Origin of the sequence: Streptomyces albus subsp. albus, assembly GCF_000719865.1 — a bacterium.
GTDB lineage: Bacteria > Actinomycetota > Actinomycetes > Streptomycetales > Streptomycetaceae > Streptomyces > Streptomyces albus_E.
This window is the reverse complement of the sequence record NZ_JOID01000004.1, coordinates 213,990-235,428: the sequence shown is the minus strand read 5'-3', so window position 1 is coordinate 235,428 and position 21,439 is coordinate 213,990. Positions and strand designations below refer to the sequence as shown.

At 70.9% G+C, this 21,439-nt stretch carries 7 protein-coding genes; all 7 read right to left on the bottom strand.

Translation table 11 applies throughout. The features are described from left to right. Positions 1-186: 186 nt before the first annotated feature. Positions 187-2,619, bottom strand: a complete 2,433-nt coding sequence (locus IF83_RS0105545; RefSeq protein WP_030542891.1) for a UvrD-helicase domain-containing protein — start codon at positions 2,617-2,619, stop codon at positions 187-189. Continuing rightward, positions 2,616-9,503 carry a DEAD/DEAH box helicase gene (locus IF83_RS0105540; RefSeq protein ID WP_030542890.1) on the bottom strand — a complete coding sequence of 2,296 codons (6,888 nt, stop codon included), beginning with the start codon at positions 9,501-9,503 and terminating at the stop codon, positions 2,616-2,618. The genes IF83_RS0105545 and IF83_RS0105540 overlap by 4 nt, the downstream gene beginning before the upstream one ends. Further along, positions 9,500-15,244, bottom strand: a complete 5,745-nt coding sequence (locus IF83_RS0105535; RefSeq protein ID WP_030542889.1) for a hypothetical protein — start codon at positions 15,242-15,244, stop codon at positions 9,500-9,502. Before IF83_RS0105535 ends, IF83_RS0105540 begins: the two co-directional genes overlap by 4 nt. After that, positions 15,241-18,591: a DEAD/DEAH box helicase gene (locus tag IF83_RS0105530; RefSeq protein WP_244176859.1), complete on the bottom strand. Its 3,351-nt coding sequence runs from the start codon at positions 18,589-18,591 to the stop codon at positions 15,241-15,243. Before IF83_RS0105530 ends, IF83_RS0105535 begins: the two co-directional genes overlap by 4 nt. 142 nt (positions 18,592-18,733) lie before the next feature. Next, a complete protein-coding gene (locus IF83_RS0105525) occupies positions 18,734-19,984 on the bottom strand; it encodes a serine/threonine-protein kinase (protein WP_030542887.1) in 1,251 nt (416 codons plus the stop codon). Between the two features lie 226 nt (positions 19,985-20,210). Further along, complete coding sequence (locus IF83_RS0105520; RefSeq protein ID WP_030542886.1) at positions 20,211-20,420, bottom strand: DUF397 domain-containing protein; 210 nt, start codon at positions 20,418-20,420, stop codon at positions 20,211-20,213. After that, positions 20,402-21,244 (bottom strand): helix-turn-helix domain-containing protein, encoded by an 843-nt coding sequence (locus IF83_RS0105515; protein WP_030542885.1) that lies wholly within the window; start codon positions 21,242-21,244, stop codon positions 20,402-20,404. The genes IF83_RS0105520 and IF83_RS0105515 overlap by 19 nt, the downstream gene beginning before the upstream one ends. Between the last annotated feature and the right edge of the window lie 195 nt (positions 21,245-21,439).

The window sequence follows — 21,439 nt, the reverse complement described above, 5'->3', positions numbered from 1 at the left end:
GGGTGCCCCCACAGCGGCCCCCGGCCTTCATTGAGATCACCGTCCGAGCACATCCGGCTTCTGCCCGGGCCGCACCAGCCAGTAGCTCTCCGTTCATATGGAGGGGCGCGGCGCACTACAGGCCGGGGGAGCGCATCTGGACGAGGGCGCACGTATCCTCCGCCGCTCGATCGGCAACGCGCGCGTCTAAACCGGCAGATACGGGCTCGGTTTGCCGTGCCAGCTGATGCGCAGGGTGTCGCGCGCGCGGGTGGCCGCCACGAAGAGCAGGGAGCGGGCCTTGGTTTCCTCCCGGGCCAGGCGGTGGGGGTCCGTGTCGCGGTACCGCCGCATCAGGGAGGCGCGGGGGATGACGCCGTCCCGGGCACCGACGATGGCGAGCTTCTGGTATTCGAGGCCCTTGAAGCGGTGCATGGTGCCCACGTGGATGTCGCCGTCGCCCTTGACGCCCTCCTTGGTGAGTTCGGCGACCGTGAGGCCGGCCTCGGTCACCAGGTGGTACATGACCTGGTTGACGGCTTCGCGGTCGGCGACGCAGACGGCGATGTTGCCCCGCGGGTCGCGCGGCCGGCCGTCGGTTCCACCGGTGGCGAGTTCCTCGCGCCAGGTCCGGAGGGCGGTGGCGAGCCGGGCGAGTTCGTCGTCCCAGGAATCGCACGGGACGAATTCCGGGGCCGGGCCACGGAGAACCGAGCGGTAGCCGTTGAGGTCGTCGGTGCCGTCGTCGAGGTCGTCGAAGGTGATCTGGGCGCTCTTCGGGTTCACCACTTCCATGGCGCGGTTCAGGATCTCGCGGGTGGTGCGGTAGCTGAGGGTGAGGCGGGCCGCGCGGCCCCGGATGTGCACGCCGACGGTGCCCAGGGTGACGTGCTGGTCGTAGATGCGCTGGTGGGTGTCGCCGGCGATGAACATGTCGTCCTCGCCAGGGGCCACCATGGCGCGGAGCATCTTCCAGTGGGCGGGGCGGAGGTCCTGTGACTCGTCGACGACGACGTGCCGGAAGCGGTGTCCGAGGTAGTACATGCCGGAGCTGTTGTCGCGGTGGATGAGGTCCTTCCCGCCGACGTCCTCCTTGTACTCCTGGCGCGCCTCGATCCTGGCGGCGCGCTCCATCTCGAAGCGGGCCGCGCGTTCGGCGGCCTGGGCCCAGGTTTCGCGGTTGTCCTTGTCCAGGCGGGTGGTGAACTGCTCCAGGATCTTCCAGATCCGGGCGCGGTCGGGGCGGGTGAGGGAGCGGCCGCGGCCCGCGCGGCGGGCGTCGAAGTAGGCCCTGCGGGTACCGAGCGACTGGCCGAGGATCACCTGCTCCCATTCCTCGTAGAGGAATTCGGCGTCCCAGCGCCGCTCGTCGAGTTCGGCCAGGACCTGGCGGAGGATGTTCAGGGCGACGCTGTCGTAGACGCGCTGTTTTCCGCCGCCGGACGGGCTGTTCTCGTTGAGGACGCGGGTGGCGAGCTGGTCGATGTGCGTGATGTCGACGCGGGCGAACTGCTCCGGTTCCAGCAGGGAGGCGAGGCGGGCGCGCAGGTCGGTGGTGAGGTTCTTGGTGAAGGTGGTGAGCAGGATCGGCTTGTCGTGGCCGGACGAGAGTTGTGCGGCGAGGTGCTTGACGCGGTGCAGGGCGACGATGGTCTTGCCCGTGCCGGGTCCGCCGGACACGCGGAAGGGCCCGCTGTAGCGGCGGCCCACGAGCTTGGCCTGGGCCGGGTGGAGGAAGACCTTCCAGGCCCGGAAGTCGCCCTCTTCGAGGACGTCCTTGAGGGCGTCGTCGATGGTGGTGACGGTGGTGCGGGCGAGTGCCGCGTCCAGGTCGTGCCGCTCGGACTCGTCGAGTTCCACCTCGACCGGGGCGGTGATCTCCTTGCGGACCTCGTCGATGGGCAGCCCGGCGGCGAGGCCGTACAGGATGTCCTTGGTGAGGAGGGGGGCTCCGGAGACGAGGGCGTCGAGTTCACCGCTCTCGGTGACCGCGAGGGCGAGGTCGATGAGCTGCTCGGCGACGCCGAGTTCGCGGAGGTCGTCCGCGCGGAGACCGGCCAGGAGCGGCTCGGCCCGCTCCGCCTGCCCGGCCTGCACGGTCTCCTGCTCTGTCCGCTCTGCCTGCTTGGTCCGCTCGGTCCGCTCCGTCCGCTCCGCCGCGGGCGTTGCCGCCGCCGGTCGCGTCGTGTCCGGTGCGGGGGCCGGCGTCTCCGGCTCCGCCGGGGTTTCGGGCTCCGCCGCGGCCTCGGGCTGCTCGGCCGGGGTGAGCGTCATTCCCGCCCGCTGGAGAACGCTCTGGCCGACCACGGACAGGTCGACGAACTCGATCTCCCCGGTGACGCGGTTGATCGCGACGGACAGTTCCTCGTAGACGTGCCTGCGGTGCCGTACGGCGACGACGAGCCACTTCTGGCGGCCGTCGCCGTCGACACCGATCCTGGCGAGGAGCGCCCGGTAGGACTGGTCGATCTTGGCCCGGTACACGCGGCTGTCGCCCTTGAGCGGCTTGAGGTCGAGGCCGGGGTGGTCGGGGTTCTGCCGGAAGCGGTGGCAGAAGTCGTAGAACTTGCCCTTGACCGAGCGGTCGAGCTTGTACAGCTCCTGTTCGGCCTTCTCGTACAGGCTGAGCCGTGCGGTCATCGGCGGATCGGGCCTTCCGTGTCGGGGAGCAGGTCGAGCAGGGTGTCGAGGTGGTCGAGCCAGTGGGCGGCCGTGTGCACGGTCCAGCCGTCACCGGCGTACGCGGCGTCGCGCTTGCGGCCTTCCTCGCCGTCGTGGCCGGGGGCGTCCATGACGACGGCGATCTTCAGGCCGGAGCCGGGCCAGGCGAAGTCGGCCGGCCAGCCGCGGTCGCCGAGTTCGTAGCCGAAGACGGGGGCCTTCTTGCCCCGTTCGGCCAGGTGCCGGGCGAGCCGGGTCAGGTCGGAGTCCGGCTCGTCCTCTTCGAGGAGCCCCAGGATGTCCTCGTCCCAGGCCGCGTCCCGGAGCTGTTCCCGGAGGGCCCGCTCGGCGGCGGAGGGCGGCGGGGCGGACAGCGAGGACGACCGTGGGGCGGACGCGGCCGGGCGGCTCGCCGGACGTTCGCCGCCCGGAGCCCGCGCCGGGGGTTCCGGGCGCTCCGGCCGGCCCGCCTCCTCGGCCGCCTCAGCGGCCGGCTCCGGACGCAGCCGGCCGCTGAGGCTCTCCAGTTCGCCCGCGCCGCCGCCGACGCGGAGGATCTCCACGGGGAAGCCGGCGGCCCGGCTGGTCGCGAGCTGCACGCCGTCGCCGCCGGTGAAGGAGAGGAACTGGAGGAGGTTGGACCAGTAGAGCCAGGACCGCCAGCGCAGCTTGTGTTCGGGGGTGCCGAGCCGGCCGCTGTCGTGGTCGTCGAGTACGGCGATGGCGCCCCAGCCGACTCGCTCGGCCCCGTCCGGCCCCGCGGTGGGGTGGACGGTGTAGAGCAGCGCCAGGCCGTGCTCGTCGGTGGCGGACAGCACGAGGATCTCCCCGTCCCCGGCGGCCGGTTCCAGGCCGGCCGCCGGGCTGCCGCCCTCGGCGAGGGAGCGGAGGGCGCCGCGCAGCGTCTCCCGCGCCTGCGCGCGGCCGGCGTTCTCCGCCAGCGGCTCGGGGGCGCTGAGGAGTCCGCCGACCAGGGCGCCGGCCCGCCGCCCCCACCGGGTGCGGGAGGGATCGCGGAGGTAGCCGAGGAGGGTGTCGATGGGATTGCCGAAGACGGCCCCGGCGAGGTGGGCGCGGTTGCCGCCGAGCTGCTCGTACCAGTCCTTGGCGGCCTCCTGTCCGGTGCGCCGGTAGGGCGGCCACACCGGCCGGGCCCGGGCGCGTTCGCCCGTCTCGAAGAGTTCGAGGTCGTCCCAGGTGATCTGGAAGACGAGGGCTCCGCCGGCCCGCAGTTCGTCCCGCTTCCGGCAGTCGTCGGCGATGCGGTTGTGCTCGCGGGTGGCGTGGTAGCGGTGGCCGTCGAGAAAGACGTGGACCTTCTGGGGGCTGCCGTCGGTCCGTTCGAAGGTGAAGTCGGTGCGGGTGAACTCCTCGTCCCGCTGGGCGGTCAGCCTCCAGGTCGCGGCCCCGGCGAATCGCAGGTTGCCGCTGTGTGTGCCGCTTTCCTCCAGGGAGGCGTCGTCCTGCCCGGTGCTCCAGGTGCGGAGGGCGGCGAGGAAGCGGGCCTCCAGGTCGGATTCGACCTGCCGGTCCAAGCCGATCGCCGCGGTGGTCGGGACGTTCTCGACCTGCCAGTGGTCGACGGCGTTGCCCTCGTCGTCTTTCACCGGGCGGCCGTGCTCGTCGACGGGGCCGAGGAGGCTGTTGACGAGTTCCAGGGCCGCGCGACGGGAGACGTCGTCCTGGTGGCGCTCCTCGGTGTGGCGGTGCAGGCAGCGGTGGCAGGCGCGGCGCCCCTCGTCCTTGCAGGGGCACGCGATCAGCACGCGGCGCGCCTCGGCGAGGGTGTCGCGGAAGGCGTCGGGCCGGGTGAGCCGGTCGAGGTAGCCGGTGCCGCCGGGGAGGCGGTCGTAGAGGACGAGGAAGTGCCGTCTCTCGCCGGTGGCCTTGTCGGGCATCGAGGCGAGGGTGGTGTCCAGGTGGGCCGGGTCGCCGCCGAAGTGCCGGTCGACGCCGAGGCGGAGCGCGGCCCGGAAGGAGTGGACCTTCTCGTCGACGAGCACGGTGGCGGCGGGGAGCAGGATGCGCAGGGCCTCGGTGGTGAGCTGGTGGGCGAGGAGCACCGGTTCCTGCTTCGGCGTTTCCGTGCCCTTCCTGCCCCGGCGCAGGGGGCACCAGGGCTGGTGGTGCTTGACGGCCGGGTTGCGTGCGGCGGAGGTGTCGAGGGCGTCGGTGTCGTGGTCGAAGACGGGTCTGCCGTCGGCGGTGGCCGCTCCGCAGGCGGTGCACACATGGAACGGCGCCAGCCGGACGCTGTTTCCGGCCAGTTCGTCCTCGGGGCGGGCGTCGAAGCGGAGCGGGCCGACGTTGATCCTCCGGATGACGGCCTTGCGGGAGTAGTCGACGCCGAAGGTCTCGCGGGCGTGCCGCCAGGACGCCCCGGTCTCGATGTGCTCCGCGGGGATGTCGACGGCGTCGATGACGGTGTAGAAGCGCTGCTCGCGTTCGTCCTTGTCGTCGCCGATCCGGGCGTCGTCGCGCTTGCCGCGGGAGGTGACGACGGTGGGTTCGATCACCTGGTGCAGGCAGGACCCGTCATCGGCGATGCCGGTGCTGTGGCAGCGCGGGCAGGGGCCGCGGTCCTCGGCGGCGTTCTCGGTGCGGACGTAGCCGCACTGGCGGCAGAAGCGCCACAGGGCCCAGTCGGGTTCGGTGGAGCTGCCGATCTCGATGCCGGTGACCTGGTGCTTGTAGCCGCCCACGTAGAACGTGTTGCCGGGCGCGAGTTCGGACAGCGCGTAGCGGCGGGGCCGCTCGTAGGGGCGCATCGTGGACTTGAAGCGTTCCCGGCCGGTCTCCGGGTCGGGCCCGGTGGGCCAGTACAGGGTGGCGTTGAGGGTGGTGACGGCGTCGATGAGCGCGTAGTTCGGCAGCAGGCCGAGGTCGCAGAGGGCCTGCTGGGCGGTGACGAGGCCGCGTTTCATCAGGCGTTTGCCGACGGCCCGGTGCTCCGCTTCGAGTTCCGCCTTGCGGCTGCGCTGTTCGGCGTCGTCCTCGTGGAGCTCATGGACGGCCTCGTCGATGAGGTTGAGCCTGCGCCGCAGTTCCTCCTCGCCCCGCTTCCACCGCCGTGCCGCTCTCTCGACGTCGCCGCGCAGCCCGCCGGCGGCATAGGCGCGCAGCTCGTCCGCGGCCTTGGGGGTGATACCGGCGGGGAAGAGGCCGAGGAAGGCCTCGACGAGTCCGGCGGCGCCGCCGATCGCCGCCTCCACGAGGTCGGCGAGGTAGCCGGAGGGCCCGAACAGGGCGGGCGCCTCGCGCGGGATCGCGGCGAGCGGCTGCCCGTCGGGGCGCCGCAGGCGGCCCCGCGCGGCGAGGTCGAGCAGATGGGCGACGTACTGGCGGCGGAGGATCTCGATGGCCGACAGATGACTGCCCGGCGGCACGATCCGCCCGGCGATCATCTCCCGCGGCTGGTCCAGGTAGTACAGGTCGCGGCGGCTGCGGTCGGGGATGGTGAGCAGGAAGGCGTTGCCGGTGCGCCGGCCCGCGCGACCGGTCTGCTGGGCGTAGTTGGCGGGCCGGCGGGGCAGCGCGGCGAGCACGACGGCCGACAGGTCGCCGATGTCGATGCCCATCTCCAGGGTCGGGGTGCAGGAGAGCACGTTGGGGTCCTTGAACCCGCTGCCGTCGCGGAACGCCGCCTCGACCCGCTCCCGCTCGGGCCGGGTGAGCATGCCGGTGTGCTCGGCGGTGACGACCTGGTACGTGCCGGCCTTGCGGTAGAGCCTGCGGTAGTAGTCCTCGCGGTAGTCCCGGTCGCGCTGGTGCCGGCCGAGCCCCTCCGGCCGGGTCCCGGCGACGAGGCGTCCGGTGCGGCAGCGGTAGGCGGGGCACTTCTGCCCGTCCCACTGGCCGAGCAGGGCGGGGTGGACGGTCTGCTCCCAGAAGCAGGAGGGGCAGCGGACGAACGCCTCGCCCACCTCGTCGTCCTTCAGGAGCTGGACGTCGACGGCGCCCGGCTTGAGCCCGTAGATCCGCAGACCGCTGTCCTCCGGGGTGCGCACGGCCAGCAGCCCGGCGGTGACGAGTGCGGGCAGCAGCCGGGACCAGAACTCGGCGGCCTGCTCGCGCGGCAGCCCGAGGGCGCGCTGCGCCCACCGCTCGTACCAGGAGAGGCGCCCGGTGGCGAAGTCGAACTCGCTTCTGGTCTTCGGCGCGTTCAGCAGGAACACGGGCGCGGCGATGCCCTTGGGGAAGGCCCGCATACCGGGGGGCCGCCCGCCCCAGATGTGGTACCGGCTGGTGCCGGCCTCCCGCAGATATCCCTCCAGCCAGCGGTGGCCGATGGCGCCCCGGGTCCGCAGCCGTTCCAGGAAGATCCGCAGGAAGCCGAGGTACCGCGCGTCGTCCAGGGCGTCGGGGACGGGCAGCCGGCCGCCCTTTGCGTAGGGCTCGGTGTGGGCCGCCCGGACGATCGCGGCGGCGGCCACCGGGTCGGATATGCGCACCTGGGCGGCGGCGGTCCGGGTGAGTTCCAGGGTGCGGCCGTTGCGGGACCGGAACCCGAACTCCATCAGCGCCTCGAACGCGAACCGCTCCCCGATCAGCTCCCACGTCCTCCGGTCCCCGCCGCGGCCCTTGCCGGACAGCAGCCGCTTCACGCCCTCGACGTCGTGCAGGTCGGTGGGGACGACGGCGGCGAGGGTCGAACGGTCGGTGGTCGCGGCGACCACGTCGGCTATCAGATCGTTCAGCGCGGTGGGGGCGTCCTCCGACAGATGGCTCTTGAACAGGGCGCGCAGCGAGAAGGTGTACGAGCGGCTCGCCACGAATCCGGCGCGGTGCGCGGCGTCCTGCACCGAGTCGTTGAACATCAGGGTCTTCGTCTCGCCCTGCCGCTCGTCGAGTTCCCCGCCGGTGAAGAGCTGGGTGACGGAGGCGGCGGCGAGCGCGGCGGCGCCGGTGCCGAGGAAGCGGATCGCGTTGCGCGTGCCGCAGGCCGGGCACCAGTCGTCCTCGGCCGCCGTGGTGGCGGTCTCCCCCAGGAACACGAGGACGAACGCGGAATCCGCGCCGGCCAGGCGGGGACCGCCGGTCTCCGGGTCGTAGTCCGCGACCGGGTCGGGCAGCCGCAGCCTGCGCCGGGGGCCGTCCAGCACGCGGAGCTGACCGGCCCCGGTCACGCTGAGGGCGTTCGCGTCGGCACGCCCGGCGGCCCGGCCCGCGCCGTCCATCGGGGCGGCCCCCGAGCCCTCCATCGCCTCGCCATCGGTGGCGGCGATCAGATTGCGGACCCGCATCTTGTCCTGGCTGACGGAGGCCCGCCGGATCTTGTGCGTGTCGACCTCGACGTCCAGATCGTCCGACTCGGGGGTGAAGACGGCCCAGCCGGAGCGGCCGCAGTCGCGGCAGTACACGGCGGGCAGGAACAGGTTCGCGTTCTGCCCGGCGGTGGCCGTGGTCACCGGCGCGGTACCCGCCGCGCCGCCCTCCGGGCTCTCCGCCGCCCCGGCCGCGTCCCACTGGAACTCGGCCTTCGGCCACGGCAGTACACCGCGCACCAGACGGGACACCGACCGCGCCCACTGGTGCACCTCGACCTGCACGAAGGGGCGCGGCATCTCCGGGGCGGACGCCGGGTCGTGGGCCACCGACAGCAGCGCGACGAGGCGGGCGAACGCCTTCGCCGCCACCTCGGGCCGCAGCGTGATGGTGCGGCCCCAGGACTGGGCGCCGCTGCGCCACATCAGGTCGAGGACCTCCGGCACGGAACGCACCTGCCCGTCCAGGGCGTGCAGCACGGCGGAGGTCAGCGGATGCCGCTTCAGGACTTCGCCGAGCGCGTGCGGATCGGTGTCCCGGCTGCCGGTGACGGCCTCGGCGAGCGCGGCGAACTCCTCCTCGCCCAGCGTGGGGTCGGGCAGGGCCGCAAGCTCGTCCGGACTCGGGATCGGCACCAGCGGGTCGAAGTCCGCGCGCGGCACGAACTGGTCAACGCTGAGCCGCTTTTCACCGAGGATCGCGTCGGAGGGGAACTCGGTGCCGAACACCTGCGTGGCCACGTCGAGCAGTTGCCGTAATCCATCCTCGTCCGTGCCCGAGGCGAGGGTCGCCGAGGTGGCGACCGGGCAGATGCGGCCCAGGGGGCGCCCCTTCTCCGAGGCGCCGACGGCGGAGGCGAGGCGGCGGAGCAGCATCGCCACATCCGTGGCCTGCGCGCCGTCGTAGCTGTGGAACTCGTCGACCACGACGTAGCGGATGTCGGCCTCGTCCCACAGCGGGGCGTCGGCCGCGCGCTGGAGCAGCAGGTCCAGCATCTTGTAGTTGGTGATCAGGATGTCCGGCGGCGTCACCTGCATATCGGAACGGGCGGTGAACACGCGGCCGTAGCGGGTGGCGGCCCGGTCGCCGATGTAGAGCCCGGCCCGTATTTTGTGCAGTTCGGGGTGCTCGGTCAGCAGCCCGTTGATGCGCTGCGCCTGGTCGGTGGCCAGCGCGTTCATCGGATACAGGAGCACGGCCTTCACCCCGGCGCGGCCCGCCGCCCGCTCCCGCGCGCAGTGGTCCAGGACCGGGTAGAGGAACGACTCCGTCTTGCCGGAACCGGTACCGGTGGTGACGAGCGTCGGCCGGGGCGTGCGGCCGCCGGCGGACGACAGCCGCTCGAAGGCGGCGGCCTGGTGCTCGTACGGCGTCCAGCCGTCGGTGCGCCGCCAGTCCAGGTGCGTCTCCCACGACGGGTCCGCCGTGACGAAGGGTGTGCGCACGCGGAGGAACGGGCCCCGGAACATACCGGAGTTGTCGTCCCCGAGGAACCGGTGCAGCGCCTTCCGCGCGCCCTCGTCGGTCAGGGCGTAGGTGGTGGACAGATACTGGAGCAGGCTCTCCTTGAGCCCTTCCGCTTCGAGCGTCGGCCTCACGGCTTCGGCACCTCCTGCCGCACCGGGTCCCACTCACCGGCGGCCACGGCGGCGTCGAGGCGCTGCTGGAAGTAGGCGTGCGCCTCGCGCATCTCGGTCTCGCGGTCGGCCTTGTAGAAGGGCGCGGTGTAGCCGTCGGGGGCGGGGGTTGCGGGGGCTGGGTTGTTGACGGGGTCGGCCTGGTGGGCCGCGAAGGCGGGGTCGGCCATGTACGCCTCGAACTGCTTCCAGTGGTCCTTGGTTTGTCCGTGGCCGTACGTGTAGCGGTCACCGGCGATCTTGCGTTCGGCGGCGTCGAACCAGGTCACCTCGTCAAAGCCTCGCATGATCGGAAGCCGGGAATTGAACATGGTCGCCAGCGCGTCAGCCGACACCCCCAACCACACGGCGACAAGAGCATCAATCTCCACAAGCGCGGATCGGCGCGCGTACTCAGTTCGGAGCGGCGTGTTACGGCACCAGTTCGGACCGACTTCATGAAGCTGAGTGGTCATCAGTGGCCAGACACGGGCCCATGGCTCATGAACGGCCCAGGCGGCATCGAACAATTCCTCCCAGATATCGGAGTACGCATCAGTAAGGCAATTGAGCCGGAGTGTTCGAAGGAGCAACGCAGGAGCAAGAGGATGGTCTGGCGCCGGAGCCGGCAGGTTGCGCGCTCCAGACACATCGAGATGACCTACTCCGATGGTCCGGAGCAGGTAATCGAGCGGCATGGAAGACCAAAAACCAGCCCAGAGGACCGTGTGCCGGTTCCCGAGAAGCGCTCCACTGCGCACTGCGTGGATATGCGTAGGACCAGGTGGGACGAGGGACGCACAGAGCACCTGCTCACGGTTGGAGGAGATCATCTCTCGCCAAGCGATCCGGTAAAAAGACGAGTACAGGCGAGTCGACTCGACACGCAACCGGTCGCGGACCTCACTATCGGCCACCGCCCCAAGTTCGATCTCCCTTGCCTCAGCGATCGACTGGCGGATGGACAAGAGCCGACGGGAATCACCAAGCGCATCTTCGAAGTACGCTAGGTCGAACCACCTGTCTTGGGACTCGGCGAACTTTTCCTTGACTGCCGTTCTGACGTACTCGGTCCCAGGGACGTAGGCATTATCGATCAAGCGCAGGTCAACTGGCTCCATCTCGCCGGGCACTGAACCGGGACTTTTGAGCAGCGGATTAGAGACGCCGAGTTGGGGACCCTTAAGAATAACCGAGTCCCAGGTTTCTGGACGAAACCTCGTCTTCTGCCCAGCCATCAGGTTGTGATCAATCAGTCCGGACGCCCTCGCTCCACTCTCGTGGAACCCGCTGCAAATCCTGGGAGTGAAATCCCCGAGTCGCACTGGATATTCGGCGAGCGCGGCGATTGCCTGGGATTCAGTAGTCCCTACTGGAGACAGCAACCGCGTTGTGGTGGGACGCCCGTCCTCACCAGTCAGACGCTGCCATTGAGTGAGCACTTCCGGGGTTACCCGGACAATTCGCTTGCGGTGAGGACGCGCATCCCAACTGTTGCCGAACTTAACTCCGGGATCGGGAGCCGACCCGTCGTCCTGGCCGGACAAGCGCAGCACGTCCGCGGAGAACAACCACGACAGATGGTCGAAACCAATCTCTCCCGACTCGCCGTAGATATGCACACCAAAGGTGAGGGCTCTACTGACGGGCACGGGGAAGAATCTATTCCCCGCGTTGAAAAATCCGCCATGCACGCGAAGTCTCTTATAGGCCGCCTCTCGGAGATTTGCCTCTCGCTTCCCGCTGAAGTGGCTGTCTCGGTGAAGGAGTCCGACCATGCCACCGAGGGCGGCGTGGTCCCACGTCTGACACATGAAGGCCCGGTACAGATCCGGTTGACTTCCGGCAACTAGCGGATAGGTTTGCGGCCCCGCCAGGTAGTCACTCATCGTCACTACTGTCGTTGCTTCCTGCACAGCGTAGGAGGCAGCCTCCCCGGCAAGTGCGGCCGCGCGCCGACGTTGCCTTTCAGTCGCAGTTTGCCTCTCCGCAAGCATGAACCACGGTTCATGCTCCGCGAGCACGGGATCTTCCTTCCATTCCGGGCGCACCCACGGCGGGTTCCCCACCTGCAAGTCGAATCCCCCGCCTTCCGCGAATGCCAGCGCGAAGTCCAACTCCCAGTGCAGGAAACCCTGTCCCTCCGCGATCTCCTTGACCACGCGCATCCAGGGAAAGCGATCCTCCGGGTCCTCCTTGTGATCCATCCCGAGCAGGCCCGGAAGGTTGTCCTCGAAGTCCTTGAGTGCTTCGAGGTTGTCGAACTCGGTGATCAGGTCCGGCTGGTCCACGTCGGCGGTGCCGAGCATGGCTTCCAGGAAGTCGATCCAGTCGTCGAGGTCCGCCAGCGGGATCGCGTCCCGCCAGACGCGCGGGGCCCGCCTCGCCGCCGGCTTCCTCTGGCGCGGCAGTGCCGGCTTGCCGATCTCCTTGCGGTCGATGAGCGGCTCGCCGTCACCGCTGTCGGAGTCCGTGAAGAGCAGAGACTCCTGGACACCGGAACTCGTCGCGAACAGCGCCGTCTGCTCGGCGAAACGCTGGGCCGGGATGGCGTTCGGCCTGACCCGTTCAGCCGCCGGTTCAGGCTCTGGTTCAGCCACCGAACCGGATGCCGGACCAGCCTCGGGCCGCCGGGCCGCCCCCGCGTCCGTCACCTCCGGCTCGCCGCCGCCACCGGCCACCGCTCCGGCCCCGAACAGCTCCTTCACGACCTCGGTGGCGTTCACCACCTCCGCCGGGTCGTACTGTGCCGCGCTGCCGTCCAGGAGCGACGCCTCGCCCGTCGGCCAGAACCACAGCGCGCACCAGGCGTCCATGACCTGCTTCAGCCGCCAGTACGGCGATCCGACGGCCCTGAAGAGCTCGGCGTAGACCTTCTCCTTCGAGAGCCGGGTTGCACTGTCCTCCGCCGCACCGCCCGCCTCCCGGCGCAGGAAGGCGAACTCCTCGTCCTTCTCCGGGTCCGCGCCCCACACATCGATGGTCCGGGCGATCTCCCGCTCCGACAGTTCCATCCGCTTGACGACGAGCTTCCACAGGAACTCGGCCCGCTGCGCCGCGTCTCGCAGCCTCGTGTACTGGGACGTGGCCTCCCGGCCCGTCTTGCGGTCGCGGATCGGCTCGCCCGTCTTGGCGTTCAGCCGCCGCTTCGGCTTCTGGAGGATGCCCTTCTTCCACTGCCTGAGCTGCTCGACGCCCTCCCCCGCCAACTGCCCGAGCAGCTTCTTCGCGTCACCGCTCGCGCCCGTCACGGCCGCCCAGCCCGGTGTCGGCAGCAGGAACTGGTGCACCGCCCCCTCCGGCAGCGGCTGCGGCTTGCCGCCCGCCTCGTTGTCGCGGAACGGCAGCGGCGTCGGCGCCTGCGTGTCCTTCCCGCTCAGCCACTGGGGCTTGCCCTTCCACGGCGCGACGTCCTCCGCCGCGTACACCGCCCGCCTGCCGCCGATCAGCGAGTTGCCGCGCCGCAGGTGGAGGCCGAACCACGGCGCCCGCATCCCCGGGTGCATGGTGTTGAGCCACAGCGACACCTCGGCGAGCTCGACACCGGTCCGATTGAGGTCCACGCCGTACGCGTTGTGCAGCGCGATGTACGCCTTGACCTTCTGCTTCTCCGTCAGGGCCTGGGCGGTCGGGATCGACGTGCCCAGCTCGTCCTGCCGCCGCCGCAGATACTCCTCCGCGACCTGGTTGATGGCCTCGTTGAGGAACGCGCCGGAACCGAGCGCCGGCTCGCAGATGCGGTACTTCAGCAGCTCCGCCGCGCGGGTCCGGACGACGTTCCCCTCCGCGTCCTTCTCCTGGTCGAGGCGGTGCTTGAGGGCCAGTTCGACCGTGACCCGGGTCAGCGACTCGGGGGTGTAGTACGAGGCCGAGGTCTCCCGGTCGCGGCCCGCCAGGCGGTAGACGAAGGTCCCCGGCGGGTACTTCTTCGGCCCGCGCAGGCCCTTCTCCTCACGGTCCCGCTCGTCGTACTGCACCCAGGTGTTCTCCGGGTACTCCTTGAGACGGTGCGAGGGGACCAGCCAGGAGCCCTTCTCCGGGTCGCCGCCCTTGGCGACCTCGCACAGCTCCTCCTCGGCGATGATGCCGGTGTACGACATCAGGCCCTCGTAGACCGCGCCGAGCTGGTTGATGCCGAGGTTGCGGTACGAGATGAAGCCGCCGCGTTCGCCGCGCCGCCTGGCCTTCTTCATGGTGAGCAGGCGCAGCACCTGGTGCAGGGCGTGGTTGCGCAGCCGCAGGTCGAGCCGGGCCGCCCGGCCGTCCTGGCTCTCCCCGTCGCGGCGCGGGTCGCGGGTGCCGCGGCCGATGAGCGTCACCGCCGCGGGTTCGAAGAGATCGCTGCGCAGGGGTTCGAAGCGCAGGCCCCGGTCCTCGCTGCGCTGCTTGGCCTTCCGCTTGCGCGTCTCCTCGTCGTCGCCGGGACGCTCGTCCCACGGCTCGGTGCCGATGATCCGGTGGCCGTGGTTGACCTTGTCGAACAGAAGGTCCAGGGACTCGTACAAGTGGAATCTGTTGCGGGCGGTCTCGTCCGTCAACTGAGCTTCATGGGAGACGAGTTCGCGGAGGCGCGCCACCGAGTAGCCGGCCTCGTAGGTGCCGTCGTCGGCCGGGAGGATGCCCAGTTCGGGGCGGGCCTCCGCGTACAGCAGGAAGAGGATCCGGTAGAGGTAGCGCAGCGCCTCGCGGGTGAGCTGCCGGGCGAAGGGGTCGCCGGGGGTTTCGAGAGCGCGTGGTTCGACGCCGGTCTTATCCAAGCGGGCCAGGACCTCGTTGGCGATGATCTCGACGGACTTCTGGAGGCCCTGGCGCAGCTCGCCGGAGACGCCGACCGCGTGGTCGCGGGACTCCTTGACGAGCGCGTCGATGGCCGGGCCCTTGCCGTCCTCGGCCGGGGCGAGCGCGTCATGGCTGAACAGCCCGGCGATGGTGGCGAGTTCGCCGGTCTGCCGGCGGTCGTGGCGCTCCAGGGCCGCGTCGAGGTTCGCGGCCAGGTAGCGGCCCTCGCCCCACACCTGCCGGTCGGCGAGGACGATGACGCCGCCGCAGAGCAGCAGGACGAAGCGCGGGGCGCTGCCGCCCTCGCCTCCCAGCTCGCTCTGGAACAGCCAGGTGGCGAGCGCGTGCCCCGACCCGTAGGTCTCGCCGCTCCCGGCCCGCAGGGGGTGGAGCAGCCGGCCGTAGGCGTCGGTGTCCAGGGCGGTGTCGTTGCTCGCTGACCAGCCGCAGTCCACGGCGACGATGCCGTCGCCGTGCCAGGCGACCTTGAGGGTGTGGTCGCGGCCGGCGCGGTGGACGGTCAGTTCACGCCGGGCGGAGGCGGCCTCCCGGTCCGCCTCGTCGGCGTCGGGCTCCGGGTCGGCGTCCGGGTAGCCGAGGGCGGCGAGCACCTTGCGGTGCCAGGCGGTGACGCGTTCGCGCCACTCCTCGTCCCCGTAGGTGTTGCGGCGCTGCTCGAAGCCCTCGTTGGAGGGGTACTCGTCGTCCTCGGCGTCCTCCTTCGCGCGCTCGGCGAAGAAGCCGCGGTACTGCTCGTCGAGATAGACCGGCCGCAGGCCGCGGAGGGCGGCGCGGGGTGTGGTCCGCTGGTCGTTCTCGTCGGACTCGCGGTCCGTCCAGGCCGCGAAGACGCCCTTCTTCAGGCCGTCGGCGAGCTGCTCGGCGAAGTAGTGCGCGGACAGGTACTCGCCGCGGTTGGAGAAGGAGTCGAAGTCGGTGCTCATCGTTCGGTCGTCTCCCCGGCGTCGGGCACGGCGGTCGCGGCGGATTCGGCGGTCGCGGCGGATTCGGCGGTCGCGGCGGATTCGGCGGTCGCGGCGGATAAGGCGGTGGGCGGTGCCGGGGTGGCGGCGAGCGGTTCGAGGACGGCGAGGAGCCGCAGCAGCGGGGCGCCGGAGGTCCGCAGGGAGCGGATCAGCGTCGTGCGCCTGCTCGCCGTGAGGTCGACGTCCTGCTTGGCCTTCCGCGAACGGCGGGCCGCCGGTGTGAACAGCGCAGCCTGCCGCCACTCCGTGACGCGCTTCTCGTACGGCGCGAGGACGGCGTCGATCTGCCGCGCGTACTCGGCCTGGCGGTCGGTGAGGAAGCGCCGCGCCTCCTCGACCGCGTCCGGCACCCGGGACTGGAGGAGTCCGCGGTTCACCGGGGCGGCGCGGCCGGGCATGGCGGGGCCGACCCCGCAGGCGGCCAGGAAGGCGTTGTCGATCCGGTGGACGCGGGGGGCGCCGGGGAGGCCGGTGACGGCCATCCACTCGACGACGGTGGGACGCCCGGCCTTGTTCGAGTAGCTGCCCTGGAGGAGGTAGACGGGGCCGTCGAGCGCGCCGGGCAGTGCCGGGTCGATCTCGGCCGCCTTCTCCTTGTCGGGGTCGAAGGCGAGCACGAAGGCCTCGTCGTGGCGGAGCGCCGCGAGGGCCTTGTCGGTGACCCAGTCCAGCACGGGGTGCACGTCGGAGACGTAACCGACGTTGGGCCACTGGCTCGCGGAGTCCTCGCGTGCCGCCTTGAGGCGCCTGGCGGCGAGGCCCTTGTCGAAGGTGAGCCGGATACGCCCTTCCCTTTGGGCGGTCGGCAGGATGTGCTGCTCGGTCAGATACGACTTGGGCAGGGCCTTGAGCCGGTGGAGGAGGTCCGGCGGCGGCTCGAAGGCGAGGGTGCCGTCCTCCTCGCGCCGCAGCTTGAGGGCGATGTCCGGGCTGATGGGGTGGCAGACCTGGCGGAGGGCCTCGTCGAAGTAGGCGGCGGTCGCGGCCGTGCCGCCGCCCGGGCCGAACAGGCCGGGCACGGTGGCGCGCGGGATGTCGTCCGTCGGCTTCTTCGACCCGACGTTGCCCATGAGCCGGCCGAGCAGGGCCTTGGCGCCACCGCCCGTCGAGGACTTCTCGATCGACTCCTCGACGGTACGGCCGGCTATGAGGTCGCGGGTGAGCCGCTCATCTTCCTCCTTGGCCCGGTAGATGCCGGTGACCGCCTCCGCGCTGCCCTCGATGCGGTGGGCCTCCTCCTCGCGGGCGAGGAGCTTGGCGCCCACCAGGCGGTCGTCCAGCCACAGGGGTTCACCGGTCTTGTCGTCGGTGCGCCACTCCACGTCGCCGGTGAGCACCAGGGCCCGGAACCGGGGGCTCGTCTCCTGGCCGTAGCGGTCGATCCGGCCGTTGCGCTGCTCGATCCGGATCAGCGACCAGGGCAGGTCGTAGTGGATCAGCTCGTGGCACTGCTGGTGCAGGTTGACGCCTTCGGAGGCGACGTCGCCGGTGAACAGGAGCCGGACGGGTGCGGTGCGCAGGCCGAACTCCTCGACGATGCGCTTCTGTTCGTCCTCACCGGTGGCGTCGCCGTGCATGACCTCGACGGCGCCGCCGTACGCCTTCCACGGCCTCGCCTTCCGCTCCTCCGGCTCCAGTCGCCGCGTCACGGGGAAGCCGAGCCGGGCCGGGACCGTCTCGGCCAGCCACTTCAGGGTGGGAACGCGCTCGGAGAAGACCACGACCCGGGTGTCCGACCCGGGCCCGACACCGGTCTCCCTCAACTGCGCGACCAAGGCGTCGAGTTTGGACGAGTCGTCGTCGCCGAGGCCGCCCGCGAGGCGGGCCAGGTCGGAAATCGCCTCCCGCTCGGTCCGGCGCGCGGCCTCCAGCGCGGCCGGGTCCTGGTTCCTGCGGCCCTTCAGGGGCTTGTCGAGGGTCTTGACCCGTGCCGCGACCGAGTCCTGGAACGCCCGGTGGGAGGAGAGGAAGCCCTTCAGCAGGTTGTAGGCGACCATCGGGTCCGCGCACACGGACGAGGCCGCCGGGTCGCGGGGAATCCAGCGCGCGGCCAGCTCCTCCAGGACGGCCCGCTCCTTCGCGGTGGCCCGGACCGGCACCGGACGGGACGGGCCGCGGTCCGCCCAGGCGCCCTTGAGGGAATCGCGCACCTCGCGGTCCGTCTTGGTGCGCCGGATGTAGAGGTGCCCCAGGTCCTTCACGTCGTACGCGGAGGCGTCCGCGATCGCTGCCTCGTCGAGCATGCGGATCAGCTCGGCGAAGGACTCGCCGTCGCCGTTGTGCGGGGTGGCGGAGGCCAGGATGAGGGCGTCGGTGCGGCGGGCGAGGAGACGGGCCAGGTCGTTGTTCTTCGTGCCTCGGTTGACCAGGTTGTGGGACTCGTCGATGACGACGGCGTCCCAGTCGGTGTTCTTCAGGTGGTGGGCGTAGACGTCGCTCTTGAGGGTGTCCACGGAGATGATCGCCCGCTTGAAGTAGGCGAACGGGTTCCGGCCGGCCGGGATGTCCTGCTGGATCCGCTGGATGCCGGTGGAGTCGAGACGGACGAGCGGTATGGAGAAGCGGGTCCACAGCTCGCGCTGGAACTGCTCCAGGACGTGCGCGGGGGTCACCACGAGGATGCGCTCGCCGCGGCCCCGGCGGATCAGCTCGGCGAGGAGGACGCCGATCTCCAGGGTCTTGCCGAGGCCCACCACGTCCGCGATGAGGATGCGGGGCTGGGGGTTCTTCATGGACAGGGCCAGCTCGGCGGGGCGGAGCTGGTGCGTCTGCTCGTCCATGAGGAAGTTGCCGGCCAGCGCGAGCCCGTGCTCGGTCTGCGGCAGGGCCGTCTTGCGGATGACGGCCTCCAGATAGAGGCGCGCCTTGCGGTGGTTCGGGGAAGGGTCGGGCACCAGCCGGGTCCTGACCGGGTCGAGCGGCTCGATCCGGTCCAGCTCCTCGTAGAAGACGGCGTCCGTGCCGCGCACCAGGGAGGAGACGCCGGTGACCTCGACCATCCAGCCGTCGTAGGCGGTCCGGGCGACCTTCTTCACCAGCCACTGCTCGTCGCGCACCAGGACCTGGGAGCCGGGGGCGAACCGGGGCCTCTCCGAGCGCGGCGCGGCCGCGGAGGGGGCGCCGGTGGTGGTGTCCGCCGCGGCCTGGTCGGCCTCGGTCCCGGTCCGGGTCCCGGTCTGGGTCTCGGCATGGGTGTCGCTCCGGGTCCCGGTCCCGGCCCCGGCCGAGTCGAGGGTCCCCTGCACCATGGTGACGCCACCGGCCGCCACGGGCTCCGTCCCTATGTCATCCGGGATGTCCTGCATAACGCCCCACCACTTCCTCCGGGTAGTTCCCGCCCGTCACGGGCCGTGCCGGGCGGCGCCATCACGCGGTCGCCGCCTGATCCGTTGCCGCTTGCCGCAGGCTGACGACGGCACCGCATCCGGGTGCCGCCCGCCCGCTCCGTCAGAGGGCCGGTTGCATCGCGTACCTGGCCCTCAGGTCCTCGGCCACCTTCTGCGAGGCCGGTTTCCGGCCGGGTCTGCGGGGAGGCGCGGGCGGCGTCCGGTCCGTGGGACGGGGCTCCGGCCGGCCGTCCCCGCCGCCCTCGTCCGGCGGCGCGGCGGCGGACCGACCGTCGGCGTTCCCGGTCAACGCCGGTCCTTCGGAAGGCGGTTGCGCCTCGTCCTCGGCCGGGCCGGATGGGGCCGGACTGTCCAGCGGGCTGTCCTGGCCCTCTTCGTCCACGGCGACGGTGTGCATGGCGAGGGCCTCGGCGTACCGCGTGGTGAGGCGTTCCCACACGCCGGGGGAAGGCGCCGCCCGGCCGTGCGCTCCGGTCTTCCCGCCGGGCAGGGCCGTGGCATCGATCAGGGCGTGCCGCGCCTCGGCCGGGGTGAGTCCCGCCGCCCTCATGAGAGCCACGCACTGACCGGTGACCTCCGGGAGCCCGGGGCGCTCCTCCGGCGCGTGGGCGAGCATCCCCGAGATCAACGGGGCGAGCGCGCCGGGTAGTCCGGAGAGGTCCGGCGACTGCTTCTCGTCGGTCACCCTGGCGACGATCGCCGGCCAGCCGTTGGCCTCGTACGGATAGTGGCCGGTCGCCGCGTAGAGCAGCACCGTGCCCAGGCCGTACACATCGGCCGGGGCCTTCACCCGGGAGCGGCCGAGCGCCTGCTCCGGGGGCATGCAGCGCACCGTACCGATGATCACGCCCACCTGGGTGAGGGTGTCCTTGCCGGCGTCCATGAAGGCCCCGAGCCCGAAGTCGATCAGTATCGGGCCGTATTCACCGAGCATGACGTTCTGCGGCTTGAGGTCGCGGTGCAGCAGATCGACGGCGTGCACCGCCTCCAGGCCCTCGGCGAGCAGCGCGCCGAGACTGGCGACCAGCGGCACGGGGAGGACCCCGGCATCGTCCACGTGCGCCTGAACGGTGCGGCCGGGCACATACTCGACGGCCATCCACGGCTGGTCGGCATACGGATCGGCGTCGAGGAAGCGGGCCACCCGGTTGGTCCCGACGACCGTCCGGGCGATCAGAGCCTCGCGCTCGAAGCGGGCTCTCGTCGCCTGGTCCAGCCTGTCGTTCCGGATCACCTTCACGGCGACCGGGTCGCCGCCGGGTGAGTAGGCCAGATAGACCTGGCCCATGCCGCCGGCGCCCAGTTCGCGCTCGACCGTGTACCGGCCGATCTGCGTGGGCACTTCGATCATGTCGCCGCGTCACCCTCTCGTGCCGACCTGTCCCGGCACGTCACACTTTCACCGGCGGCTCACTCTATCGCGTGACTGACGTAACGTCAGGAGATTCGTTTGACTTTGAACATGCACGGATGTGACCGATGTCGGTGACTTGGGTGAGAGCGGTGTTCACGGCCCTGGTCGGCAACACGACGGCCCCGCGATCGAGCTGGATCGCGGGGCCGGACTGTCCAGGGGTTCAGGCCCCCGGCCGCCCCTGCTTGACCGAGGCTATGAAAGAGGCCCAGCAGTCCAGCGGGAAGATGAGCACGGGGCCGTGTGGGTTCTTGCTGTCGCGCACTGGCACCGCTGCGGCGAAGTCGTCGGAAACCTCCACGCATTCGCCTCCGTCCTGGTTGCTGTAGCTGCTCTTGCGCCACGTAGCCACGGTCAGGTCGAGGGATCGCACGGTCTCTCCTCCAAGAGGCGCAGGACGAACTTCCGCGACTCAACGGGGGTCAGGGCCAAGTCGCGCACTGCATCGTACGCACGCTGCAAACGGTCAACAGGGCAGGTTTCTTCGATCAGTTCACCCCGGTAGCCGTTCTCCGTGTACGCCACAGTACGTCCGTCGGGCAGGCGCAGGAACATGACGGTGGCGTTCATCAAGCCATGCGGCCCGACACTGAGCGGCAGCACCTGAAGCGTCACGTCCAGCCGGTCTCCCATCGCCAGCAGATGCTCAAGCTGTGTGCGCCATTCGCCCACGTCACGCAGTGGTGCACGGAGGACCGCTTCGGAGATCATCGACCGGAACGGCGGCGGTTCCTCGCCGTCCAGCAGTTCTCTCCGCCCCATACGGGCGTCCACCTGGTGCTCCAGTTCGTCTCCCCTGAGCCCACCGGCCGCCAGGAGTTCTCGCGCATACCCGGGCGTCTGCAAGAGCCCCGGCAGCACACTTACCGCGAAGTGCCACAAGCTGGTGGCCTCCGCCTCCAGCTCCATGTAGCGCCGGTACTGCTCGCGGAACTGGGTGTGGTCCGCCCGTGCCAGCTCCCACAGGGCGAGCAGCATCCCCGGCGTCCCGAAGTACGTGTCCAGGGCCTGGACGACCTCCGGGCCGCCCAGCGTCTCGCCCTTCTCCATCTTCCCGAACAACGACCAGTCCCAGCCCAGCCGCTCCCCGAGCTGCCGCAGGCTCACACCCTTGCCGGCCCGCAACTGCCGTAACTCCTCGGCGAACCGCTGACGCGGCTCCCGGCTGCGGCCCGTGACAAGACGTCGCTGCGGCAAGGCAACTCCCCTCCGGCGCCCCGGACCGGCCGTCCCCGACCGCCCCGGAAACCCTTCACACCCACGCCATTCTCGTAATGCACCGGCTACATACGGTAATGCAGCGCATGTGGGCGCGGTGGCCGGATCACGAATCGTCCGCTGCCCACCTCAGCCGTTTCGTCTGGATCACCGGACCAACGCGCTGCTCCTGGT